Annotated in this window: 15 protein-coding genes and 2 pseudogenes; 2 read left to right on the top strand and 15 right to left on the bottom strand. The window is 65.0% G+C overall.

Annotation, left to right across the window (positions count from 1 at the left end; translation table 11 throughout):
- Positions 1–43: 43 nt before the first annotated feature.
- From ACRHIG_RS17655 to lodA, 3 genes are all read right to left on the bottom strand, one after another.
- Positions 44–817, bottom strand: coding sequence for a ferredoxin--NADP reductase (locus tag ACRHIG_RS17655; protein WP_035818959.1), 774 nt, complete (start codon positions 815–817; stop codon positions 44–46).
- Between the two features lie 245 nt (positions 818–1,062).
- On the bottom strand, positions 1,063–2,166 hold the full coding sequence (locus ACRHIG_RS17660) for a tryptophan 7-halogenase (RefSeq protein ID WP_489627281.1): 1,104 nt from the start codon (positions 2,164–2,166) through the stop codon (positions 1,063–1,065).
- Between the two features lie 8 nt (positions 2,167–2,174).
- Positions 2,175–4,385, bottom strand: coding sequence for a CTQ-dependent lysine 6-oxidase LodA (gene lodA / locus ACRHIG_RS17665; protein ID WP_489627282.1), 2,211 nt, complete (start codon positions 4,383–4,385; stop codon positions 2,175–2,177).
- Between the two features lie 288 nt (positions 4,386–4,673).
- Here lodA and ACRHIG_RS17670 point away from each other — a divergent pair, with 288 nt between their 5' ends.
- The gene (locus ACRHIG_RS17670) at positions 4,674–6,179 is read left to right on the top strand and encodes a DASS family sodium-coupled anion symporter (RefSeq protein ID WP_489630825.1); all 1,506 of its coding nucleotides are present in this window, start codon (positions 4,674–4,676) and stop codon (positions 6,177–6,179) included.
- Here the strand turns inward: ACRHIG_RS17670 and ACRHIG_RS17675 are convergent.
- From ACRHIG_RS17675 to ACRHIG_RS17715, 9 genes and pseudogenes are all read right to left on the bottom strand, one after another.
- Positions 6,106–6,831 carry a hypothetical protein gene (locus ACRHIG_RS17675; protein ID WP_489627283.1) on the bottom strand — a complete coding sequence of 242 codons (726 nt, stop codon included), beginning with the start codon at positions 6,829–6,831 and terminating at the stop codon, positions 6,106–6,108. The genes ACRHIG_RS17670 and ACRHIG_RS17675 overlap by 74 nt on opposite strands.
- A gap of 63 nt (positions 6,832–6,894) precedes the next feature.
- Entirely contained in the window at positions 6,895–7,269 is a 375-nt protein-coding gene (locus tag ACRHIG_RS17680) for a hypothetical protein (RefSeq protein ID WP_489627284.1), read from the bottom strand.
- Between the two features lie 18 nt (positions 7,270–7,287).
- Complete coding sequence (locus ACRHIG_RS17685) at positions 7,288–9,828, bottom strand: EAL domain-containing protein (RefSeq protein WP_489627285.1); 2,541 nt, start codon at positions 9,826–9,828, stop codon at positions 7,288–7,290.
- Positions 9,825–13,064, bottom strand: coding sequence for an ATP-binding protein (locus ACRHIG_RS17690; protein WP_489627286.1), 3,240 nt, complete (start codon positions 13,062–13,064; stop codon positions 9,825–9,827). Before ACRHIG_RS17690 ends, ACRHIG_RS17685 begins: the two co-directional genes overlap by 4 nt.
- Positions 13,065–13,092: 28 nt before the next feature.
- A complete protein-coding gene (locus tag ACRHIG_RS17695; protein ID WP_489627287.1) occupies positions 13,093–14,250 on the bottom strand; it encodes an ABC transporter substrate-binding protein in 1,158 nt (385 codons plus the stop codon).
- A 124-nt stretch (positions 14,251–14,374) separates the two neighbouring features.
- A pseudogene (locus tag ACRHIG_RS17700) lies at positions 14,375–15,381 on the bottom strand (NADP-dependent oxidoreductase).
- 41 nt (positions 15,382–15,422) lie between these two features.
- On the bottom strand, positions 15,423–16,235 hold the full coding sequence (locus tag ACRHIG_RS17705; protein ID WP_489627288.1) for an oxidoreductase: 813 nt from the start codon (positions 16,233–16,235) through the stop codon (positions 15,423–15,425).
- A gap of 97 nt (positions 16,236–16,332) precedes the next feature.
- Positions 16,333–16,968 (bottom strand): TetR/AcrR family transcriptional regulator, encoded by a 636-nt coding sequence (locus tag ACRHIG_RS17710; protein WP_489627289.1) that lies wholly within the window; start codon positions 16,966–16,968, stop codon positions 16,333–16,335.
- A gap of 74 nt (positions 16,969–17,042) precedes the next feature.
- Positions 17,043–17,447 carry a ribonuclease domain-containing protein gene (locus ACRHIG_RS17715; RefSeq protein ID WP_475413783.1) on the bottom strand — a complete coding sequence of 135 codons (405 nt, stop codon included), beginning with the start codon at positions 17,445–17,447 and terminating at the stop codon, positions 17,043–17,045.
- Between the two features lie 420 nt (positions 17,448–17,867).
- On the opposite strand from ACRHIG_RS17715, the gene ACRHIG_RS17720 reads away from it, so the two are divergent.
- A complete protein-coding gene (locus ACRHIG_RS17720) occupies positions 17,868–19,727 on the top strand; it encodes an amidohydrolase (RefSeq protein ID WP_489627290.1) in 1,860 nt (619 codons plus the stop codon).
- A gap of 95 nt (positions 19,728–19,822) precedes the next feature.
- Here the strand turns inward: ACRHIG_RS17720 and ACRHIG_RS17725 are convergent.
- From ACRHIG_RS17725 to ACRHIG_RS17735, 3 genes and pseudogenes are all read right to left on the bottom strand, one after another.
- Positions 19,823–21,771, bottom strand: a pseudogene (locus ACRHIG_RS17725) (FTR1 family protein).
- 158 nt (positions 21,772–21,929) lie between these two features.
- On the bottom strand, positions 21,930–22,517 hold the full coding sequence (locus tag ACRHIG_RS17730; RefSeq protein WP_489627291.1) for a hypothetical protein: 588 nt from the start codon (positions 22,515–22,517) through the stop codon (positions 21,930–21,932).
- A gap of 217 nt (positions 22,518–22,734) precedes the next feature.
- Complete coding sequence (locus ACRHIG_RS17735; RefSeq protein ID WP_489627292.1) at positions 22,735–23,772, bottom strand: zinc-dependent alcohol dehydrogenase; 1,038 nt, start codon at positions 23,770–23,772, stop codon at positions 22,735–22,737.
- Positions 23,773–23,955: the final 183 nt, after the last annotated feature.

Here is a 23,955-nt window from a genome sequence, read left to right on the forward strand (position 1 = left end):
CGGCGGGGCCGGGCCCCTGAATTTGCTGCGGATGTGCTCTGGATTACTTCTCGGCGAATGCGCGCTCGACAACGAAGTCGCCAGGCGTCGAGGTATTGCCTTCCTTGAAGCCACGCGCTTCCAGCATTTCTTTCAGGTCGCGCAGCATGTCCGAGCTGCCGCAGATCATCACGCGGTCTTCGGCAGGGTTCAGCGCCGGCACGCCCAGGTCTTCGGCCAGCTTGCCGTTCTCGATCAGTTCCGTGATGCGGCCCATGTTGCGGAAGTCTTCGCGCGTCACGGTCGGGTAGTAGCGCAGCTTGTCGCTGACCATTTCGCCCAGGAACTCATGCTTCGGCAGGTGTTCTTCCAGCAAGTCGTGGTAAGCCAGCTCGTCGACCTGGCGCACGCCGTGCACGAGGATCAATTCGTCGAAACGCTCGTAGATGTCCGGATCGCGCACGATGCTGAGGAAAGGGGCCAGGCCCGTGCCCGTCGACAGCATGTACAGGCGCTTGCCTGGCAGCAGGTAGTCGGAGACCAGGGTGCCGGTCGGCTTGCGGCCGACGATGACGGTGTCGCCCACTTGCAAGTGCTGCAAACGCGACGTCAGGGGGCCGCCCGGCACCTTGATGCTGAAGAATTCCAGGTGGTCTTCGTAATTGGCGCTGGCGATACTGTAGGCGCGCAGCAATGGCTTACCATCGACGCGCAGGCCGATCATGGTGAAGTGGCCATTCGAGAAACGCAGCGACGGGTCGCGCGTGGTGGTAAAGGAGAACAGGGTATCCGTCCAGTGGTGCACGCTTAAAACGCGCTCTTCATTCATCGAACTCATAGTATTTGTTGGCTGGTCAAAAAAATGGTTAGTTGCTGGCAACTGCTGGCAAAAGTGAAACCCTGTGTAGGCCCAGACGCTATTGTACTGGCCTCCACACGAAATTGTTACCGTCTATCGCCGCCATTGCTGCCGCACGCGATGCCGACATTATAGTGCGGTTGGCAAGATCGGGCTGAAATTCGCCGGGAAACGGGCTGTGGGCATGCGCTCTCTTGATTTGGCTCACTTTTCCGCCAGCGGCATCAGGACGCGGCCCGGCGCTGCCAGAATGGCGCCTCCTGCCAGCGCTGCTCGGCCCCGTAGAAGCCGCGCCGCATCCGCAGATAGGTTTCGAACGAGGCGAAGACGCTGCGCCGGTAGCCGGCCGCCATGTCGCGCTCGCCCGCCAGGTAGGCTTCCGCCACCCGCGCCGCATGGATGCCCGAGGCCATGGCCTGGCCGATGCCCAGCGAAGAGATCGGATCGAAGCAGGCGGCCGCGTCGCCCGCCGCCGTCCAGTTCTCGTCCGCCGGCAGCGAGGCCACCCGGCTGTGGATGGCGTAGTGGCGCAGGGCGCGCGGCGCGGGCAGGCGCGGCACGATATCGCGCACGTGCTGCGTGCGCATGCCGGCGTCGCGCCAGGGCGCCTCCTCCTTCAGCCGCAGGCGCTTGAGGATGTCGGCATCCGTGATGAAGGCCAGCGCCACGCGGTCGCCGGGCAGGGGCGCCGCGTAATACCAGCCGTTTTCCGTCGTTTCCACCAGGGTGCGGTGCGGCAGGAATTGCGGTTCTTGCAACTGATAATAGGCGTACAGCGCCACCAGCGAATCTTCCGTGTGGAGGGGGCGATTGCGCTGGCGCACGATGGCCGCCTGCTTGCCGCTGCAGTCGATCAGGTAGCGGGCCGTCAGGTCCGCTTCCTGGCCGCCGGCCGCCACGCGCAAGCGCCATGGGTCGCCGTGTTCCAGTTGCACCAGTTGCGCGGGGCGCAACAGCTCGACGCCCGCCTGGCGCGCCTGCTCCAGCAGGATGGCGTCGTACTGCCGGCGATCCAGGTGCAAGCCGTGGCCATGGCTGCTGAAGACGGCGTCGCGCGACATCAGTTCCGCGCTGCCCCACGCGGCCGCGTGGGAAAACGCGGGCAGCTGGGCGCCATCCAGCAAGTCGCGGCCCACGCCCAGAAAGTCCAGCATCGAAAAGATCGACGACGAGACCGTTTCGCCCGCCCGGTAATCGTCGAACAGCTGTTTTTCCAGCAAGGCGATGCGCAAGCCCGTGTAGCGGGCCAGGGTCAGGGCGGCGGCCGTGCCGGCGGCACCGCCGCCGACAATGACGACGTCGTAATCGCGCGATGACTGCAAACTCATCAACATGCTCAATGGGAAAACCGGCGCCGGTTGGCCGGCAAGATTTTCTTCGGCGTGTCATGCAGGGCCACTGGCGCGCCGCCGCTGGCAAACAGCTGCGATGCCTTCTCGGGCGCCGTCTGCGGATCCTCGTCCTTGAGGAACCACGCGGGCAGGTAGTTGGCGTCGTCGCCCGTGACGAAACTGCTGGCATTGCCGACACCCACGCTGGCCGCCACGAATTTCGCGTGATTGCGCTCTTTTTCCACAAAGTACGGGTACTGGCGGCGCGATTCGGCATCCTCGTTCTGGTTCACGATGAACCCCAGGTAGTGCCAGGAGCTGATCATCTGCGAAAAACTGTTCATGCCGCGGCTGTACATCACCTGCATGCCGGCCGGCACGCCGGCGAGCGCCTGTTCTTCCTTGGTGGTGGCGCCATTGATGACGTTCCAAGGGCTTTGCGGCGGCCACCAGTAGGCGTAGTAGGTGGGCGGCACGGGAATGAGCGAATCGGGATTCTTGACGATGTCCGGATTGTCGAAGTTGATCATCTGCACGGAGCAGTCATAGAAATCGGCCTGCCACGGGATGGCCATGCGCTTGGTCAGGTCGCCCGGTTCGCAGCCGGTGCCGACGGTCGGATCGTTCCAGTCCAGCGGTTCGCACTCGTCGCGGCCCGGCGACAGGCCGTTTTTCGCATAGTCGGCGTCCACGCGGTGCAGGATGGCGTACGGTTTTTCATAGATGATGGGGTTGCGCACGCTCCACGTCACTTCGATGCCGGGGCACATGGGTTCGCCGACGCAATTGCCGATGGTCGCGTGGTCGAGCGGATCGATGCCCGGCAAGGCCAGACCCGGCGCGTCGGGGGCGAATTTGCCGGCGGCCCATTGCTGCAAGGCAAAGTATTGCGTATCCGTCAGCACGGAAAACTTGCTGATGACGTTGTTGCGCACGGAATTGCTGCCTGAGTTCAAGGGCACGAGGGGGATGCCCGCGCCGGGATTGTCCGTGGTGGCGGCGCTGAACAATTGTCCGCCCTGGCCGCCGGTAAAACCCGGCACCTGTTCCTTGGTGCCGGGCCGGATGGCCGACGGTTTCCTGAAATAGCTGAGGAATTTTTCCCGCTGGGGCCGGTTCGCTTCCGACGCATCGGCCACGTCGAAGGCGGGGCGGATGAAGGCCGTCATCGACGGCACCGTCGCCACCCACTGGTAATCGCCTATCCTGGCGAGGAATGGCTGGATATCCTGCGCGTAATTGACGACATAGTCGGGATTCCAGCCATCGCTGCCGCTCCAGCGGGCCGCGTCGTAGGCCTCGGGCAGCGCGTTCTTGTATTTGATGGCCATGTCGGCCACGACGTCATCCCAGGTGGAAATATTCACCAGTTCGGGCGCGAACTTCGGCGAGCCGATGACCACCCAGGCTTTCAGTTCCACGGAGGGGCTGCCATCCTTGAAATGGATGGTCGCGCTGACGGGACCGTCGGCCACGTCGTCATTCCACGTATCGCCGCCGCCGAAGCCCGTGATGCTTTCGGAGCCTCCGGCGCGGCCATAGGCGCCGATCACCAGCAGGTTGCCGCGCGAATCCGTGCGCATTTCGCCCAGGGTGCGCACCGGATAGCCTTGCGTGATGGCCTGCGGATCGGGGAAGGACACGTGCGCATAGGAACCGGCGCCATCCTTGTCGAAATGGGCCTTGCCCAGCGGCGTGTCGAGCGTGCGCGGTCCCGGGTCGACGATCAGTTTTTGCCGTGCCGCCGGGTCCGTGACGTCGCCGTTGCGCAGATTGGTCCAGGACGTGGGCGTCAGCTTCCAGGCGGGCGGCGTATCTTCCCAGGTTTCATAGCTGTTGTACGGGCCAAACATCAAGTCGCCCAGCAGGGGAATGAAGTTCCACCAGGCCGCCTTCTTGTTGGCCACGTGCACAGTCCACTCGATCTTGGCAATGCTCGGGTCTTGCAGGTCGACCAGGACTTTTTCACCGGGACGTCCCGCCACGGACTTGTAAATGCGGAAACTGGCTGCCTGGCGCCGCACGCGGCCGGCCGCATCCTTGAACTGGGCAACGTGGACCGGCTTGCCATTCTCCAGCACGGGATCGTTGTTGTCGTCCGCTTCGACCGGCAGCCCGCCGATGGTTTCCGGCGCCAGGTAAAACGAATCATGGCTGTTGCCCACGCGGGCAATGCCGATGGATGGGTGGATCGAATACTGTTCCGTGCTATTCATCAAGTTTTCCCCTGAAAGGTTGGCAATCCTGGTGGCATATCTGGCGGCAGCTACGGGGAAAGATACAGAGAAAAATTGCCAAAAAAGTCACCCATTGTCACTGGCCGTCAATATATTCCGCTCCTGTGATAGCGCTCAAGTCAACGATTCGGGAAATTCCTGTCACGCGCACGCGCAATGGAGCAGGGCGGTTGCGTATGAGCTTGTATGATGTTGCTAAAAAGAATTATCACCAGCCGCGCGGGCGCCACTGCCCGCCCGGATGCCTGTCCAGTAAAGGAAATCATGATGTATAAAACTGTGCGCGACCTGTTCCTGCATTTCAAGGAAGCCGTCCCATTCCGCCTCGTCCCCGCCCTGATCTGCACCGCCTTGCTTGTCGGCATGCTATTGCTGCCGGCGCCCGAAGGCTTGACGCCCAAGGCCTGGGGCCTGGTGGCGATCTTCCTCACCACGATTCTGGCGATCATATTAAAAGTCATGCCGATCGGCGTGATGGCCATGATGGCCATCGTCATCGTTTCCTTGTCGCAAGTGACGTCGGCCTCGTCCAAGGGCGCCATCACGGATGCGCTCAGCAGTTTCTCGAATCCATTGATCTGGCTGATCGTCGTGGCGATTCTGATATCGCGCGGCCTGAAAAAGACGGGGCTGGGCAGCCGCGTCGGCCTGCTGTTCATTTCGCTGCTGGGCAAGCGCACCATGGGCATCGGCTATGGCCTGGCGATCTGCGAACTGGTGCTGGCGCCATTTACGCCCAGTAACACGGCACGCGGCGGCGGCATCGTCCACCCCGTCATGAAATCGATCGCCAATGCCTTCGATTCGGACCCGGCCAAGGGTACGGAAAAGAAGGTGGGCACGTATCTGGCCCTCGTCAACTACCATGCCAACCCGATCACGTCGGCCATGTTCCTGACGGCCACGGCGCCCAACCCGCTGGTGGTCGATTTCGTGGCCAAGGCCAGCGGCCAGGGTTTCCACCTGACGTGGACCACCTGGGCCCTGTGCATGCTGCTGCCGGGCCTGGTCTGCCTGCTGGTCATGCCCCTGATTATCTATTGGCTGTCGCCGCCGGAGCTGAAGGCCACACCGGACGCCGTCACCTACGCCAAGGCGGAGCTGAAAGGCATGGGCCCGCTGTCGCCGCCGGAAAAAGTCATGCTGGGCACCTTCGCCCTGTTGCTGCTGCTGTGGGCGAATGTGCCCGCCATGCTGTTCGGCCCCGCCTTTTCGCTCGATGCGACAGTGGTCGCTTTTGTCGGCCTGTTCGTGCTGATCATCACGGGCACCATCGACTGGGACGACGTGCTGTCGGAAAAGAGCGCCTGGGATACCCTGGTGTGGTTTGGCGCCCTGGTGATGATGGCCGAGCAGCTGAACAAGACGGGCGTGATCGCCTGGTTTTCGGCCGGCATGAAGGCGGCGATTGTCGCCAGCGGCATGGACTGGCTGCCGATCGCCGGCGTCCTGGTGCTGGTGTTCGTGTTTTCGCATTATTTCTTTGCCAGCACGACGGCGCACATCAGCGCCATGCTGCTGGCCTTCCTGACGGTGGGCCTGCACCTGATCCCGGCCGAGTACCACGTGCCGTTCATGCTGATGATGACGGCCGGCTCGGCCATCATGATGACCCTGACCCACTATGCGACGGGCACCTCGCCCATCATCTTCGGCAGCGGCTTCGTGACGATGGGCAACTGGTGGCGGGTCGGCTTCATCATGTGCGTGGCGGAGCTGCTGATCTTTGCCGTCGTCGGCACGACCTGGTGGAAGGTGCTTGGCTACTGGTAGAGCAAGTTACAGTTGGCGCACCAGCTGCCGCATGGCCGCCAGGCAGTGCGCCAGCTCGCCGCCCACGGCGCGCTTCCACAAGACGGCCGCCTGCGACCAGGCTTTTTTCCAGCAAGTCCCGGAGTTCTTCCTGCTGCGCTGCCGGCAAGCCGCCGAACTGGCGCAGTTCCAGCGTGCGGGGCTGGCCGTGGCGGCCCGCCGGATCGAGTTCTTCCAGCGCGTCGTGCAGGCTGCCGTAACGGTGCAGGGCGCCGCCGTCATCGACGGCCGCCAGCGCCAGGTCGGGCGTTTCTTCCAGGTCGTAGCCCAGGTCGCGGCAGGGTTCGTCGATCAGCTGGGCGATATTGTAGATAGTCAACACCTGCGCGGATCGCACGACGTCCGTCAGGTCGTGCACGTCGACACCCGCGTCCAGCAGGCGCTGCAGGGCAGGGGCGTTGATGAAGGGAAAGCCCGACTCGCCCAGCGCGCGCCAGCGTTCCAGCCACTGTGGCCGCGGCAAGCTGTCATCGACGACATCGGCCCACAGGCCGCGCAGCAGCAGCTGCTGCAGCAAGGGACCATATTTCTTCTGTTTAATATCCTGCGCCAGGGCAGCGGCCTGTGCCGCATCGAAGCCCGCTTCCTGCAATCGCCCAGTGATCGTTGTCATTCTCCGCCGCCTGCCTTTCGCTGTTTGTGTGTGCAGGCGGCATCATATATGCAAGCACCGCCGTTACGGCAACTGGCCGCGCACGACTTGCAGCAGATAGTTGCGCGCCGCAGCCCGTTCCATGCCTTTTTCCTGCAGCAGCGGTAGCAGGCGCTCAAACAGCTGGCGCCGCTGCTGGCACGGTTCGGAGGTGCCGCGCCGGTCAGAAAAGAAATCCATCAGGGTCGAGCCGCACAGGCAATTGCGGTAGACCTCGACGATGGCGACATTGTTGTCATCGAAACTTTGTTTCAGCCCGGAGACATTCTGCTGCATAGCCCGTGTCTGCCCGATGAACTCGTCCGCCGTGGCGAAGACGCGGCCGCAGCAGGCGCAATGCTTGGGAAAGGCCGCTTCGGCCAGGGCGCGCAAGCCTTCGAAGAACAGCTGCTCCTGCATGATGGCTCCTGCCGGCGCCTAGGCGGCTCGGTTGCCGATCTCGATGCCATGGGGACCCCGTGGCGGCCGTTGCACGCCCGATTCGAAGCGCTGGAAGGCTTCCAGTAAATGGTCTTTCAGCAGGGTTTCATCCCAGGGTTTGGTGATGAACTTGTACACCGAACCTTCGTTGATGGCCGCCGTGACCGAATGCAGCTCAGGATAGCCGGACAGCATCACGCGCACGATCTCCGGATAGATGCCCTTGATGCGGCGCAATAGTTCGTTGCCGGACATGCCCGGCATGCGCGCATCCGTGAGGATCACGCCCACCGCATGGGAGGCGACCAGTTCCAGCGCTTCCTGCGGATTGGTGGTGCTGAGTATCTGGTAGCCCTCCTTGCGCAGCGAGCGGCGCAGGGCGGACAGGATATGCTCCTCGTCGTCGACCAGCAGCAGCACGCGCTGGGGCGCGACGGCATGGCAGCTCTCGGGCGGCAAATGGGTGCCGGCATAGAGCATCAGATCCATCTCGGCGCCGGGCAGCGGGCGGCTGAAGTAATAGCCTTGCATGGCGTCGCAGCGGTTGGTATTGAGAAAGCCCAATTGACCCTCCGTTTCCACCCCTTCGGCCACGGTGGTCATGTGCAGGGACTTGGCCATGGCGATGATGGAGCGGGTCAGCGAGGCGCCATCCACGCTGTCGGTCACGTCGCGGATGAACGATTGGTCGATCTTGACCACGTCGATGGGAAACTGCTTCAGATACGACAGGCTGGAATAGCCGGTGCCGAAGTCGTCCAGCGACAGGGTGACGCCGATTTCCTTCAACTGTTCCAGCGCCCGCACCACCAGGTCGCGGTTTTGCATCAGCACGCTCTCCGTCAGCTCCAGTTCCAGGCAGTGGGCCGGCATGCCGCTTTCCGCCAGCACCGCGCGCACCAGTTCCGGCATGTCGGTCTGGCGGAACTGGCGTGCCGACACGTTGACGGCCATCGTCAGGTGCGTAAAGCCGTAGGCATGCCAAACGCCGAGCTGGGCGCACGCCGTGCGCAGCACCCATTCGCCGATGGGCACGATCATGCCCGTTTCCTCGGCCAGGGGAATGAAGCGGTCCGGCGGCACCAGGCCGATGCCGTCGCGGCGCCAGCGCAGCAGCGCTTCCATGCCGTAGATCTTGCCGCTGGTGAGGTCGACCTTGGGCTGGTAGTGCAATTCCAGCTCGCCCAGCGCCAGCGCCTGGTGCAGCGCGTGCTCGATTTCGGCGCGTTCCTCCACCAGCACGCCCATCTTGTGATTGTAGAACTGGTAGCCGTTGCGGCCCTTGTCCTTGGCGCTGTAGAGGGCCGCGTCGGCCGTCTTGAGCAGCATGTCGGCGCTGTCGCCGTCGGAGGGGAAGACGCTGGCGCCGATACTGGTGCTGACGTGCAAGGTATGCTCGCCCAGCACGACAGGATCGGCGAACACCTCGAGTACTTTTTTCACGATCTGTTCGGCCGTCTCGATGTCGGACAGATCCGTCAGCAGGACGACGAACTCGTCGCCGCCCTGGCGGGCCACGGTGTCGCCTTCGCGCACGGCCAGCTTCAGGCGGCGGGCCACTTCCTGCAGCAGCGCGTCCCCAACAGGGTGGCCATAGCTGTCATTGACGAACTTGAAACGGTCGAGGTCCAGCATCAGGGTCGCCAGGTGCAAACGGGTGCGGCGGGCGTGGGCGATGGCCTGGCCGATGCGGTCGTTCAGCAGCTGGCGGTTGGGCAAGTCCGTCAGCGCATCGTGGTTGGCCAGATATTCGATACGCCTTTGCTGCAGCTTGCGTTCCGTGATGTCCTGCACGGTGCCGCGCATCAGCAGCACCCGATGGCCTTGGCGCACGGCCTCGGCCTGGTGAAAGACGATGCATTCGCCGCCATCGGGCTGCAGCACCTTGTGCTCCAGGCTGTAGCTGGTGCCGTTGGCATGCAGTTCCATGAAGGCATCGAGCAGCAGGGGCCGCTGGTCTTCGGGCAGGCATTGCACCAGGCGGTCGAAGCTGGTGGCGCCGGAATCGGCTTCCAGGCCCAGGATGCGCAACAGTTCCGGCGACCAGTAGCCGTCGCCGCCGGTGCCCCGGTATTCCCAGTTGCCGAGGCGGGCCAGCGCCTGTGCGTGGCTGAGGCTTTCCTGGATACGGCTCAGCTCGGTGAGCGCGCTGCTGGCACGCAGCAGGTAGCGCAGCCGGTGCGCCAGCAGCCGCCACTGCATCGGCTTGGAAATGAAGTCGCTGGCGCCCGCTTCCAGCGCCTGCTTGATGGAGTCGTCGTCGTCGTTGCCGGTCAGCACGACGATGGGCACGTGCGCGCCGCCGGGCAGCCGGCGCAGCTGCGCGCAGCATTCGAAGCCGCTCATGCCGGGCATGGCGACGTCGAGCAGGATCAGGTCGGGCACGCCGCGCTGGAAGGCGGCCAGCGCTTCCAGGCCGCTGGCCGCTTCCTCGATGCGGAAGCCTTCCGGCTCCAGCGCTTCCGTCACCAGGATGCGCGTCATGGTGTCGTCATCGACCACCAGGACCAGTGCTTGCGGGGCTTGTGCGGTATTCATATGGCTTCCTTCTCAATGGCCAGGGCGGCGAGGACACGGTCGAGTTCTTGCTGGATGCCGCGGATATGGTGCAGCGCGCCGCCGACGTCATTGCCGCGCGCATATTGTTCGATTTCACGGCAGGTGGCCGACAGACCCAGCGCGCCCACGTTGGCGCAGCTGGACTTGAAGGTGTGCGCGGCCAGCTGCAGCGCCGCGGCGTCGCTGGCGCCGGCGGCCACTTCCAACTGGCCCAGCAGGCGCGGGGCGTCGCTGTAGAACAGGTCGATGATGCGCCCCAGCACGTCGGGACGGCCGGGACGCCGCATGGCGCGCAGGTTTTGCAGGGCGGCCGCGTCGAGAATGGGGCTTGCATCGCTCGCCGCCGCCGGCTCCGCCTGCGCCGGGTCGACTTCCTCCGCCGTCTCCGCCGTCTCCGCTGCCGCCGATGGGCGCCAGCGGTCCAGCACGGCCAGAAGGGCGGCGCGCGTGTACGGCTTGGCGAGATAGTCGTCCATGCCCGCGGCCAGGCACAGTTCGCGGTCGCCCAGGATGGCATTGGCGGTCAGGGCAATGATGGGCGTGCGGCTGCGGCCTTGCTGGGTTTCCATGCGGCGCAAATGCCGGGTCGCTTCGAAGCCGTCCATTTCCGGCATCTGGCAATCCATCAGGATCACATCGAAGGGGTAGCGCTCCCACAGGGCCAGCGCGCGCCGCCCGTTGTCGGCCGGCGTGGCCTCGTAAGGGGTGTCCTCCAGCATGGCCAGGGCGATTTCCCGGTTGATCGCGTTGTCTTCCACCAGCAGCATGCGCAGCGGCGCCGGCGCTGTGGCGGCGCCGTCCGGCGCGGCGGGCAGGGCGGGCATCCTCGGCGGCGCCGGCGCATCCTCGGGCGCCACCTCGCCCACGACGACGGTGACGGCGAAGCGGGAGCCCTGTCCCGCCACGGATTCGAGCACGATGTTGCCGCCCATCATTTCCGCCAGCTGCTTGATGATGGCCAGGCCCAGCCCCGTGCCGCCGTATTTGCGCGAGGTGGTGCTGTCGGCCTGGCGGAAGGGCTGGAAGACGGCCGCCGCCGCTTCCGGCGTCATGCCGATGCCCGTGTCGCGCACTTCCAGGCGCAGCTGGCCGGCGGCGGGGCAGCTGACGTCGACGGCAATGTCGCCCCGTTCCGTGAACTTGGTGGCGTTGTTGAGCAGGTTGGTGAGGATCTGGCGCAGGCGCACGGGGTCGCCGCGCACATGCTGCGGCACGTCTGGGGCGATGCGGCAGCTAAATGCGATGGCCTTGCGCTCGATGCCGCTGGCAAACAGCGCCACCACGTCGTCGATCACCTGGCGCAGATCGAAGGGGATGTGTTCGAGCACCAGCTTGCCCGCCTCGATCTTGGAAAAATCGAGGATGTCGTCGATGATGCTGAGCAGGCTTTCGCCCGAACGGTGCACCGTGTGCACGAAACGCTGCTGCTTGGGACTCAGTTCCGTGCGCTGCAGCAATTCCGTCATGCCCAGCACGCCATTCATCGGCGTGCGGATTTCATGGCTCATCTTGGCCAGGAACTCCGATTTGGCGCGGTTGGCGGCGTCGGCCTCGGCCTTGGCCTGCGTGAGCGCCAGGTCGCGCTGTTCCACGTGTTCAAGCATGCCGTTGAAACCCGTGATCAGCTGCCCCAGCTCATCGCTGCCGTGCTGCGCCACGCGCACCGACAGCGCCTTGCCGTCGCGGATATGCGCGATCGCGTAGGACAGGCGCGCCAGCGGCCTGGCGATCGATGCGCTGATCAGGCCCGTGATGGCCACGCAGGCCAGCAGCAGGACCAGCGCGATGCCGAGGATCAGCATGAAGGCATGCCGCACGCCGTCGCGCACCTTGGTCACCGCCTCCTGCTGCTGGCCCGTGATGCGCGCCACCTGCTGCGCGGAATAGGCGGCCTGTTCCCGCTCGAAGGCGCGCACGTGGTCGATGACTTCGCCCAGCGCCGTCTGGCTGTCGAGCACGCTACCCTTGGCCTGCACCAGCCGCCGTCCCGAGCGCTCCACGGCGTCCAGGTAGGTGTTGACGGTCCGCGTTTCGGCCAGCAAGCCCAGCTGGCCTATGCTTTGCAGCAAGGTCTGCATGGTCGCCATGTCGCGGTGCAGGGCGCGGATGCGCCGGGCGATATCGCGGCCCAGGCGCGCGACGTCGTCGGCGGCCGTGGCGAGCATGACTTCGCCCACGTCGATGCTGATGGCGTCGACGGCCAGGTTGATTTCGCCGCTGGCATCCTCGATGCGGGCCGAGGTGTGCATGTAGCGGCCCGCCTCGGCCAGCCGGTCGCGTCCGATGGCCAGCTGCAGTTCGATGGGGTCGAGCTCCTCGGCCAGGCGCAGGTGGGCAGCGGCCAGGGCGGCGCTGGTTTGCTCCTTGAGCGCAAGATAGGCCGCCTGCCGCGCCGCGCCGGCGCCGCCCTCGGCCAGCAGGCCGGCGCGCAGGGCCAGCAAGCCGGCGGCGGGATCGAGCATCTGGCGCGCCGTGGCCAGCAGTTTCCCCCGCAGCGCCAGCTGGGACGGGCTGATGTCGCGCTCGCTGGTGCCCGCCAGGTGCGCGACGGCCGCCGTCAGCCGCTCGCGCAGCGGCGCGATGCGGAAACGGTTCTTCACGGCTTCCGTCTCGGCCAGCGCAATCTGCATGTCGTGGATGCTCTTGCGCAAATCCGTCAGGTAGCGGGCATTCTGGTTCAGGCGCTGGCTTTGCAGCTGTACCTCGGCGGCCGTGGTCTGGGCCTGGCTGTCGACCAGGCGGATCTTGCCGCGCGCGCCTTTGGCGGCGGCCTTGATCTGCGCCAGCACTTGCCGCATCTCCGTCGCCTGCGCCTTGTAATAGGCCTCGTTTTCCAGGCGCTTGCGCACGGCGACGCGCATGCGCTGGAATTCCCGTTCGAAGGCCGCATGGTAGCGGGGCGCCTGCGACTCGCCATGGCGCCGCAAATCGTTGCTGAGGCGCTCGGCGGCCTGGATATTGGCGCCGATCTTGTGCGATACCTGCTCCAGCTGCGCCATGTCTTCCGCCTTGCCCAGCTCGAAAAAGTCCGATGCCATGTCTTGCACGGTATAGCGCAGGCGCAACACGTCCGTGTACAGCGGCACCGTCTCGTCGGTCAAGCCGTGGACATGGGTTTCGATGCCTTTCACCAGCAGCAGGCCGGCCGCCGCCATGGCCGCCACGCCCGCCAGCAGGACGCTGGTACTGATGATGAGCTTGGTGCGGATTTTCATGCCGGGTTCCAGGGCAGGGGGACGCGCATCACTTCGCGCCAAGCGCCGGGTCCGCCGGCACGATCCTGCCGTCGGCGATGCGGGTCAGGAAAACGGCCGTCGACGCCTGGTGGTCGCCTGGCCGCAGCGTCACCTGCAAGCCGCCGAGATCGAGCCGGTCGAACGTCTCGAAACTCTGGATCAGGCGCTCGCGCGTGAGGCCGGCGCCCGCGCGGTGCAGCGCCGCCACCATCAGGGTGGCCGAGATGCAGCCCTCGAAACTGACGAAAGACAGCCTGGCCGACGGTACGTGCCTGGCCAGCAGCGCGGCGCAGTCGGCGGCGATCGGCAGCTGGCGGTCTTCCGGCAGGGGCACCACCTGCGAAATGACGATGTTGTTGCCTTCCGTGCCCAGCAGTTGCAGCAGGCTGTCGGTGCCGACAAACGATACCGTGGCCAAGGCCGCCTTCAGCCCGGCCTGGCCCGCCTCGCGCACGAATGCGGCCACCGGGGTGTAGGGGCCGGCCATGATCACCGCTTGCAGGTCGTGCCCGATCAGGGCCGCCAGGCCCGCCTTGACGGCCGTCGTGCCGCGCTGGAACGCGCCCTTGGCGACGAGTTCCATGCCGCGCCGCTGCAGGGCGCGCACGGTGCCGTCGAGCACGGCATTGCCGAAACCGTCGTCCTGGTACAGCACGCCGAAGCGCTGGATGCCCCGGCTGGCGAAGTACTGCACCAGGGCATCGGACTCATCGTCGTAACTGGCGCGAAAGTTGATGATTTCATGCACCACGGGGCGGCGCAAGGTCATCGCGCCCGTAAATGCGCCCACCAGCGGCACCTTCATTTCCTGGACGATCGGGATGACGGCGTTGGTGGTGGGCGTGCCCACGTTGCCGAACAGGGCGAACACCTGTTCTTCCTCGACCAGCCTGAGCGTTTCGCTGATGGCGCGGTCCGGATCGTAGCCATCGTCGGCCACCACCAGTTCGATGCTGCGGCCATGGATGCCGCCGTTCCGGTTCGCTTCCTGGAACACGGCCGTCGCGCCGTCGAGCATGGCCCGCCCCAGCCCCGATGCCGCGCCCGTTTGCGCATTGACCATGCCGAGCCGGATGTGCGTATCGGTCACGCCCGGTTCGGCGGCATGGCCGGTGCCGGCCGCGAGGGCGATAGCGAACCAGCAGCATTCCGGGAAAACGCGCATGAGCTACCTTTATTGAAGTTGAGCGGTATCAATAGGTAAAGGGTTGACAACGAGTATGGCCGAAATTGCCAACGCAAAACTCACACATAGTCACGGCGCCCAACGCCGTTGCGGCGCTGCCCGTTCAAGGCACGGGCAGCCGCACCACCACCTTGCCGCGCGCGCGGCCCTGCGCCAGGTAGGCCAGCGCCGGTTTCGCCTCCAGAAAAGGAAACACCTGGTCGATGACGGGACGGATGGCGCCCGCTTCGAGCAGGGCGGCGATCTGCGCCAGCTGGCCGCCGTCGGGACGCACGAAGTGGAAGGCGTAGCTGGCGCCGCGCCGCCGCGCCTGGCCGATGATCTTGCGGCTGAGTAAGCCGAACACCAGTTTCAGCACCACGTGCATGCCGCGCGCGCGGGCGAACGCGGCGTCCGGCGGGCCGATCAGCGAGACGACGCGACTGCCAGGCTTGACGATGCGCAAGGCCTTTTCCAGCCCGTCGCCGCGCACCGTGCCCAGCACAGCGTCGTAATCGCGCAGCACCTCCTCGAACGGTTGTTTCTTGTAATCGATCACCTCATCGGCGCCCAGGCCGCGCACCAGTTCCACGTTGGCCGTGCTGGTGGTCGTGCCCACGCGGGCGCCCAGGTGCCGGGCCAGCTGGATGGCAAACGTGCCGATGCCGCCGGAACCGGCCGGGATGAACACTTTCTGGCCCGGCCGCAGCTGCATGCGCTCATGCATGGCTTGCCACGCCGTCAAGCCCACCATCGGTATCGACGCCGCCTGCACGAAATCGAGGCTGGCCGGTTTCAGGGCGGCCGCCTGTTCGGGCACGACGGCAAATTCGGCCAGGCTGCCGTGCGGCGTGTCGAAAATACTCGCATACACGGCGTCGCCCGTCTTGAAGCGCGTGACGCCGCTGCCGACTTCCACGACCACGCCGGCCAGGTCACTGCCCAGGGTAGCCGGCAAGCGCATTTTCAAGATCGGCTTGAAGTCGCCCCGGGAATCAGGTAGTCGATGGGATTGAGTCCCACGGCGTGCACGCGCACCAGCAGTTCGCCGGGACCGGGCGCGGGGCGGGGCAGGTCGGCAAACGCCACGTGATCGAGGCCGCCGTATCGTTTGAGTTGCAATGCTTGCATGATGTTCTCTCTGAATGCTGAAAAGGCGCTGGCGCTGGCGCTCAGGTCAGACGCAGGTCCTTGCGCAAGCCGGCGTCCATCAGCGCGGCGGGCAGGAAACGGCGCATCAGGCGCAGGCGTGCCGCCAGCGGCCCGGCCGTGTAGCGCAATTTCGGCTGGCGCGCCTGGGCCGCCGCCAGGATGGTATCGGCCACGACGCCAGGATCATCGGCGCCGGCCATCAGCGCCGGCAGCCGGCGCGTGACGTCCGCGCGCACTTGCCGGTAGGCGGACAGCGGGCTATCTGGCGCCAGCAGATTGGCTTCGAACGTGGTTTTCGTGTAGGCCGGCTCGATGACGCTGGCGCGGATGCCCCAGCCGCGCACTTCATGGTCGAGCGATTCAGTGTAGCCCTCGATGGCGTGCTTGCTGGCCGAATACAGCGCGCCATAGGGCATGGGCAGGAAGCCCACGACGGAACCGATATTGAGGATGCGCCCGCCGCTCTGGGCCCGCATGTGCGGCAGCACGGCCAGGGTCATGCGCACAACGCCGTGGAAATTCGTATCGAATATCGCTTGCGCTTGCGCCACGCTGCTTTCCTCGGCGCCCGCTGGCGCCACGCCGAAACCGGCGTTATTGACCAGCAGGTCGATGCGGCCCTCCGCCTGCAGGACGGCCGCGACGGCTGTCGCCACCGAGGCATCGCTGGTGACGTCGAGCGCCAGCATCGTGTAGTCGCGCACGTCTTGCGCTTGCGCGCCGCGGCGGCTGGTGCCATACACCGTGTAGCCCGCCTGCGCCAGGCGTTGGGCCGTGGCGGCGCCGATGCCGGACGAGGCGCCGGTGACCAGGGCAATCTTGTTGTTGTTCATGGCAGTTCCTTCAGTGGTGGACAGTTTTGGAAATAAAATATGATGATCGTCATATTGTTGTTTGAAAAAAGCCCGGGACGGACCCGGGCCATGGGCGTTACGGCTGGTTTGTCTCTTGAAACTGCGCCAGGGTGGCCGCGCACAGCGCGTCCGACAGGGCCGGCTCGTCGACGGCGCGCGCCAGGATGGTGGTGCCGATCATGGCGCACACCGTCGCCATGGCTTGCGCGTGCGCTTCCGGCTGGCCCCAGTTCGGCAGCTGGCGCGCGAACAGGTCGATCATTTCCTTGATGTGGATGGTGGCGGCGCGCCGCACCTCGGGCGCCTGGCGCGGCATTTCCGAACCCAGCGCCGAGACGGGGCAGCCCACCTCGATGGCGGCGACGTGTTCGGGCGACAGGTAGGCGGCCAGCATGGCCTGCAGCGCCTGGCCGGGCGGGGCGGAGGCGGCCACCCGGGCCGCCAGCGCCACCGCTTCGGCGCCCGCGCGGTCGCCCGCTTCGGCCAGCAGCGCGTCGCGCGAAGCGAAGTGCGCATAGAAGCCGCCGTGCGTCAGGCCCGCTTCCTTCATGATGTCGGCCACGCCTGTCCCCGCATAGCCGCTGCGGCGGATGGCGCGCGTGGCCACCTCGACGATGCGGTCGTGGGTGGCTTCCTTGCGGCTGTGCGCCGTGGGTTTGGCCCCTGAGTTGTTCGATGTCGCAGTAGGTAAATTTCGCATGACGATCATCATATCGCAGTTTTCAACACCGTGCACGCGACGCGCCGCAGCAGGTGTTCCGCTGCTGCGGCTCGTATTTGAAAAAACTAGTTCTTCAGGCTGCAAAAGGACGCATAGTGATCCTGCGTGTAATAGCGTTCCACCAGCTTGCGTTTCCCCGCCGGGGTCTGCACAAGCAATACCGCACGATGGGAACCGGCTCCGCCATCGCCGCCGATACCCAGATAATATTCATAATAAACCTCGTCCTTGCCTGCGGCGGGAAGGCGGCGTTCATTGTTATTGAAGACGGTATTGCCCGGACCACCGGCCACCGCGGTCGTCTTCGCATTGCGGTATGCGTCATATTCGCTGTTTTGCGGGGTGGGCAGGGTTTTGCTCGGTTCCCTTTTGCCGCAGTCGGGAATTTTCGCCGCATAGGCATGCGAAGATAACAGGGCGCCTGCCACAATAAGACCCAGCGACCAGGTTGTTGCGCGTTGAGTTTTCATCGATAAGCTTTCGTTGGTGGTGCATTCAATGGATGGGAATTTCTGGATACGGCCGCTGTTCGGGTGGCCGGCATAATCTCTGCAATGCTGAATATAATTAAAATTTATAAAATATAGCTATCCAATTGTCACGCGATGATCTATATCGGGATTTCTTTTGCCGGAAACATTGGAAGATAAAATTCTTCTAAAAATAAATACGCTGCAGGGTGTCAGAAAAATCCATGCAGTCATTTACATTGACGTGACAATGTTTGAGTCTTTTTGATTTTCAATTCGTTATGCTCCGAGATAGTTACTGGCAACAAGCAAGCCAGTCCGGACGTAATATTCTCCCGATATTCTGTCGTTGGGTATATTTAAACCAGAATAATGGATGACTTCATTGATTTAAATCATTAACTTCTGATAGGAATCTGCATGAGCCATGACCATCTCGGTTGCGCCTGCTGCAACCTGCCCCATCTGCCAGCATTGACTAGCGGCCTGTTGACGGAAACCGTACCCGGCGGTGAACTCGATGCGGCGTTTCAACAAGCCTATGGCCAGCATTCCCGGACACTGGCGCCGCAAGCCATGATCTTCCATAACGGTGTGATCCATACCCTGGCCAGCGCCGGTAGCGGCCAGGTGGAGGCCCTGGGCATCGCCGGCGGCAGCATCGTTGCCGCCGGCACGCTGCACGCGGTGCGCCTGGCCATGCAGCCGCACCAGCCGGGCGAGACGGATTTGAACGGACGCACCTTGCTGCCTGGTTTCGTCGAACCCCACATGCACGTCCTGCCCAGCGCGCTGTACAGGAGCTGGCTGCCGCTCACGCCGTTCCAGCAGCCCCTCCTGCAACAGGAGCTGGATCCTGAATACAGTTTCCACAGCATCAGCCGGCAGATCGGCAACGCGCTGGCCCAGCCGGACACGCTGCCGAAAGACAAGAATGGCAACCCTTGGGTGCTCGGTTTCGGCGTCGATCCCTCGCTGATGCTGGATTGGGAAGATATCACCGCCAGCCGGCTGGATCCGCTGAGCGGCACGGTGCCCATCCTGCTGATGAACTCTTCCGGCCACCTTGCCTATCTGAATACCGCCGCGCTGAACGCGGCTGGCATCACGGACACCCCTTCCGGCGTGCTGACCGAGATCAATATCGCCAAGGCGCTGCTGGTCGCGCCGCAACCCAGACTGCTGGAATTTGTGGCCAGCCTGAAGCAGGTGCTGGACAACGCATCCGCCATGGGCATCACCACCGTCTTCGATGCCGGCCTCGGTGCCACCGAGCAGCCGCAGCTGGAAATCGGCTTGCTCAAGCTGGCGGCCCACCTGGGGCCCGTGCGCATCGGTGCCGCGCTGTTCACCAAACCCGAAGAACAGGCGCTGGACCACTGGCTGCAGCGCTACACGCCGGATCTGGACAGCCGCGGCGACCAGCGTTTCAGCATCAAGGCGATCAAGCTGATCGCGGATGGCTCCAACCAGGGCTTGACGGGCTACCAGAGCGAGCCCTATGCCTGTTCGCACGAGCACTCCGTTCCCGGGGTGCCGGACACCGGCCTGAGCAATTATCCCGAGACGTCCGTGTTCACCCGCATGCTGGACAAGGCGGTGGGGCACGGCTGGCCCGTGCTGGTGCACGCCAACGGCGACAAGGCGGTGGAGTATGTGCTGGACAGCTACGCGCAGGTACTAACGCCGCAGCCGGGCGGTCCCGGCGAAGAGGAGGCGCGGAAGCGGCGCCAGCTGCGGCTGCGCGTCGAGCACGCGTCGCTGCTGAATGACGCGGCAATCGACAAGATGGCCGAACTGCAATTGAATCCCAGTTTTCTCATCGGCCACGTCGGCTACTGGGGGCATACGTTCCAGCACACCATTTTTGGCCAGGAGCGCGCCCAGTTGCTGGACCGTTGCCAGTCGGCATTGCAAGCGGGTATGCGCATCAGCTTGCATTCGGACCATTTCGTCTCGCCGCTGGGACCCTTGCGCATGATGGAGCAGGCGGTGTTCCGCACCATGGAAGCCGCGCCGGCGAAAGAGGTGCTGAATCCGGATGAGCGCCTGGGCCGCATGGCGGCCTTGCGCGCCGTCACGCTCGATGCCGCCTGGCACTGCCACCTCGATCACCTGGTCGGCTCACTGGAAGCCGGCAAGCGGGCCGACCTGGTGATTCTGGCGCAAGACCCGCTGGACGAGACCGTGCGCAAGCTGCGCGACATCGAGGTGGAGGAGACCTGGCTGGCGGGGGTGAAGGTACACGGCAACAAGTCGTCGGGCGCCACGGCGCGCTAAGCCGCCGCAATGCAACAGCCCCCGATGGCGGCCTGCTGCTATCGGGGGCTGGCGGAAACGCCCGTACCGGCGCGCTTCAAGGGGCGAACTTAATGTCAGGCCAGCTTGCGCTTGCCTGCGGAAACGCGGTTCCAGCCATAGCCGACGATGATGATGGCCAGGATGGCCGCCTGCGCCAGCAGGGTTTCCGCCGTCGGCAGGATGCCCAGCAGGTCGATGCGCATGAAGTCGACGGGGGTGACGCCGACCCAACCCGCTTCCTGCAGTGCGGCCACGCCTTTGCCCATCAATATCACGGCCAGCACGGCCACGAAGGCGGACGTCCACGAGAAGAACTTGCCGATCGGCATGCGGGCGCTGGTGCGCAGCAAGGCCCAGGCGATCACGACCAGCAGCACGATGGCCACCAGGAAGCCGCCCAGCAGGGCGCCGCCGTTGCCGTCCGCCGCCAGGGCGGAATAGAACAGCACGGTTTCAAACACTTCGCGGTAGACGGCGATGAAGGCCAGGGCGAACAGGCCCCAGGCCGAGCGCCGCGTCATCGCCGCCGTGAGTTTCTCGTGCAAATATTCCTGCCAGCGCCCGGCGCTGCTCTTCTGGTGCATCCACAGGCCCACGCTGAGCAGGACCAGGGCCGCGAACACGGAACCGAGACCCTCGCTCACTTCGCGGCTGGCGCCGCTGATGGTCACCAGATACGTTGCCGCCACCCACGTCAGGCCGCCCGCCACCAGGGCGCTGGCCCAGCCCGCATGCACGTAAGGCAGCACGTCGTTGCGCTTGGCCTTGCGCAGGAAGGCGATGATGCCGATGACGATCAGCAGCGCTTCCACGCCTTCGCGCAGCAGTATCGTCAGCGCGCCGACAAAGGTCGTCATCGGGTCGGCCTTGGCGTCGCCCAGTTCCGCTTCCACGTGGGTAAACAGTTGCTGCAGCGTTTCGCCGGCCGCCTCGGCGTCGGCCACCGTGCCCTTGGCAACGGCGGAACGGTAGGCCAGCATGGCGTTTTCCACGGCCAGCAGCAGGGATTTGTTGCGCGCGCCCACCATCGGCTCGATCGGCTCGAAACCGTCCAGGTAGGCGGACAGGCCCAGGCGCGTGGCGCCTGCGCGGTCGCCCGCATGCATGGCGGCCAGGCTTTCGGCCAGGCGCATACGCGACAGGGCCAGGCCGGCAGGCTTGTGCGCCTCGGCCTTGTCAGGATGGCTGCGCAGGTATGCCGTCAGGGCCAAGGCCTCATCCGCGCCCAGCTTGGCGGCCGCCGCTTCCTGCGTCACGGTCGTCACGGCGGCCAGGTCCGCATACAGTTGCTTGGCCCGTGGATCGTCCTGCCACAGCTTTTCGCCGTGGCTGCGCGCCGCCGCGTCGTGCGACATGCCGCCAACAAAAAAGCCAGGTCCCAGCGCTCGTTTTCGGACAGCTGGCCGAAACTGGCCATCGAGGTGCCCGCCACGCCTTGCGAAATGACCTGGTACAGGGCCATCACGCTACGCGACTGCGCCCGATCGCCATCCGTGAAGGCGATCGGCTTCGGTTCCAGGCTGGCCGCCAGCGGACCGTCGCCGCCGCCGGCCACGCCGTGGCAAGAAGCGCACTGGGCCGCATACAGGGCCGCGCCGCGCGCCAGGTTCGGCAGCACTTTCGGCGCCACGGGGATCGGGTAGGCGGCAATCAGCAAGCCGTTTGCGTGGTGCGCCAGGCGCTTGACTTCCACGCCATCGGCCTTGGCCACGACGGCTTTGCGCAGGTCGGCGATGGCGGCGGCGATGGCCGCCTGCGACGCGTGGACGGGCAGGGCGGCGATCTGCGTCGTCGCGTTGTCGGTAAAGTCGAGCATTTCCGCGTATTCCGCTTCGCTGACCACTTTGCCGTGCTCGACGGCGCCGCTGTAGTCGACGGCAACATAATCAATGAGTTGCCACAACTGTTTGGCACCGGCGCCAGGATCGGTCGCCTGCGCCTGCGCGCCTCCGGCCAGTAACAGGCTGAGGCTGGCAGCCACGAGCGGATAGCAGACCAGCCATTTCTTGATAGAACTGAACATGATTCTCATTCTCATTTGTCGTTAACCCGGCGACTATAGGACAGACGGTGCAGGGTGTCAACGGCGCACGGGCGTGCGCGGGTGCAAACGGCGCTGTCCTGGCCGATATTCTTGACCAGGACAGCGTGCTTGGAGAATGGAAGGAGGAGGGAAGAAGGCTACTGCTTCGATGCCGGTTTGGCGTACAAGCCCCTGGCCAGGCCGCTGTCCGCATCGTCGACTTTCAGGCCGCCCTTGACGACGCGCAAGGCCAGCTTCTGGAATGCCTGGCCCCGCAGCCATTGCGGGTCGGTGACGGCGAACGCGGCGATGCGCTCCTGCGCGCGGGCGGGCGGCACGGCCAGCCATTGGTAGTCGGCCTTCGCCCCCTGGCGGCGCAAGCCGGCGCGCACCCAGCGTTCCGAGGCCGGCATGCGCACGATGGCGTCGCCGTTCGCCACGCTCACGGCCGTGGCCGTCTTGCCGCTTTGCGCCTCGAATTTCACCTCCACGCCGGCCATCGGCCCCACTTTGGGGAAGCCGACGATGGCCACCCACAGGCCCGCTTCGGCAGGCTTCTGGATGCGCATTTCCGCTTCCTCGAACACGCGGAACTGCGGCTCCTTGCCGCCGTTGCCCGTCACCAGGGTCACCGTGTCGCCGGCAACGCGCCACTCGCCGCTGGCTTGCTGGTCGGTATTGCCGTAGCTGAGCATCCATTCGAAGGTGCCGTCCTTTTTCAGCAGCAGCTCGGAACCCGTTTCCATCACGCCTTGCAGGTAATAGTGTCCGGGCAGCGTTGACGGGGCTTGCTCGGCCGCGCCGGCGGCAAGCGGCCAGGCGAGGGCGGCGCAGGCCAGCAGGCCGGAGAGGATTTTTTCATCGCTGTGTCCTTGTTGTGTCTTTTATGAAATGCCATCATAACAACGGCAATTGCTTGCCGTCGCACCATAGGACACAGCGGCCGCGCGGCCGGAGTCGCGCTCAGCTGCCGCTGAAATCGAGTACCACGCGCGAGGCAACCTTGCCATGCTCCAGGCGGCTGAAGACTTCGTTGATGGCCGACAGCGGCTGCAATTCGATGCCGGCCTTGACCTTGCCGGTGGCGGCAAACGCCAGCGCCTCGGCCATGTCCTGGCGCGTGCCCACGAAAGAGCCGCGTATCGTCACGCAATTGGCGACGACGTCGAACAGCGGCGTGGGGAAGTCGCCCGGCGGCAAGCCCACCAGCACGCAGGCGCCGCGCTTGCGCGTCATCGCCACGCCTTGCTGGAAGGCATCGATCGATGGCGCCGTGATCAGCACGCCATGGGCGCCGCCGCCCGTCGCTTCGCGCAAGGCGGCCACGGGGTCGCCCTGGCGCGCATTGATGGTCACTTCGGCGCCGAGGGCGCGTGCATGCTCGAGCTTGCCTTCATCGATGTCGACGGCCGCCACGCGCAAGCCCATCGCCACCGCATATTCGATGGCCAGGTGGCCCAGTCCGCCGATGCCGGACACGGCCAGCCACTGGCCCGGCCGCGCGCCCGTTTCCTTGATCCCCTTGTAGCTCGTTACGCCGGCGCAGATGATGGGTGCCGCTTGCACGGCAGAAAGACCGGCCGGAATATGCGCGACGTAGCGAGGGTCGGCCAGGATGTATTCGGCGAAGCCGCCATTCTTCGTGTAGCCGCCGAACTGCGCCTCGGCGCACACGGTTTCCCAGGCTGCCAGGCAATGTTCGCAATGGCCGCATGCCGAGTACAGCCAGGGCACGCCGACACGGTCGCCCAGCCGCACCTCGGTCACGCCCGCGCCCAACTCCACCACCACGCCGATGCCTTCATGGCCGGGAATGAAGGGCGGCGACGGCTTGACGGGCCAGTCGCCGCGTGCCGCATGCAGGTCCGTGTGGCAGACGCCGCACGCTTCCGTCCTGACGAGGATCTGGCCGGGACCGGGCACCGGCACGGGTACGTCGCGCAGCACCAGCGGCTGGCCCAGTTGCTCGACAACGGCGGCTTTCATGGTAGTGGGTAGCATGTGATTCCTTATGAAGTTGGTGGGGCGTGATGCAGGCGCAAGCGCGAAGCATAGTCTGCTCAACAAGAGCTTGCGCATGATCATATTCTGCTGCACACGATACAAAAAATGATTGATATACATCAACTTATACGGGGAGGGGGAATCCGTTCTGCTATAAAACAGGCTTCCATCAATTCCATA

The organism is Janthinobacterium sp. C22 (assembly GCF_057919405.1).

What these genes read in the sequence shown, in the direction of transcription:
- ACRHIG_RS17710 (WP_489627289.1), bottom strand. Translation starts at nt 16,968, where the DNA reads ATGATGATCGTCATGCGAAATTTACCTACTGCGACATCGAACAACTCA.
- ACRHIG_RS17730 (WP_489627291.1), bottom strand. Translation starts at nt 22,517, where the DNA reads ATGGAAACGGGTTCCGAGCTGCTGCTGAAAAAGGACGGCACCTTCGAA.
- ACRHIG_RS17720 (WP_489627290.1), top strand. Translation starts at nt 17,868, where the DNA reads ATGAGCCATGACCATCTCGGTTGCGCCTGCTGCAACCTGCCCCATCTG.
- ACRHIG_RS17655 (WP_035818959.1), bottom strand. Translation starts at nt 817, where the DNA reads ATGAGTTCGATGAATGAAGAGCGCGTTTTAAGCGTGCACCACTGGACG.
- ACRHIG_RS17735 (WP_489627292.1), bottom strand. Translation starts at nt 23,772, where the DNA reads ATGCTACCCACTACCATGAAAGCCGCCGTTGTCGAGCAACTGGGCCAG.
- ACRHIG_RS17705 (WP_489627288.1), bottom strand. Translation starts at nt 16,235, where the DNA reads ATGAACAACAACAAGATTGCCCTGGTCACCGGCGCCTCGTCCGGCATC.
- ACRHIG_RS17715 (WP_475413783.1), bottom strand. Translation starts at nt 17,447, where the DNA reads ATGAAAACTCAACGCGCAACAACCTGGTCGCTGGGTCTTATTGTGGCA.
- ACRHIG_RS17685 (WP_489627285.1), bottom strand. Translation starts at nt 9,828, where the DNA reads ATGAATACCGCACAAGCCCCGCAAGCACTGGTCCTGGTGGTCGATGAC.
- lodA (WP_489627282.1), bottom strand. Translation starts at nt 4,385, where the DNA reads ATGAATAGCACGGAACAGTATTCGATCCACCCATCCATCGGCATTGCC.
- ACRHIG_RS17675 (WP_489627283.1), bottom strand. Translation starts at nt 6,831, where the DNA reads ATGACAACGATCACTGGGCGATTGCAGGAAGCGGGCTTCGATGCGGCA.
- ACRHIG_RS17660 (WP_489627281.1), bottom strand. Translation starts at nt 2,166, where the DNA reads ATGAGTTTGCAGTCATCGCGCGATTACGACGTCGTCATTGTCGGCGGC.
- ACRHIG_RS17670 (WP_489630825.1), top strand. Translation starts at nt 4,674, where the DNA reads ATGTATAAAACTGTGCGCGACCTGTTCCTGCATTTCAAGGAAGCCGTC.
- ACRHIG_RS17695 (WP_489627287.1), bottom strand. Translation starts at nt 14,250, where the DNA reads ATGCGCGTTTTCCCGGAATGCTGCTGGTTCGCTATCGCCCTCGCGGCC.
- ACRHIG_RS17680 (WP_489627284.1), bottom strand. Translation starts at nt 7,269, where the DNA reads ATGCAGGAGCAGCTGTTCTTCGAAGGCTTGCGCGCCCTGGCCGAAGCG.
- ACRHIG_RS17690 (WP_489627286.1), bottom strand. Translation starts at nt 13,064, where the DNA reads ATGAAAATCCGCACCAAGCTCATCATCAGTACCAGCGTCCTGCTGGCG.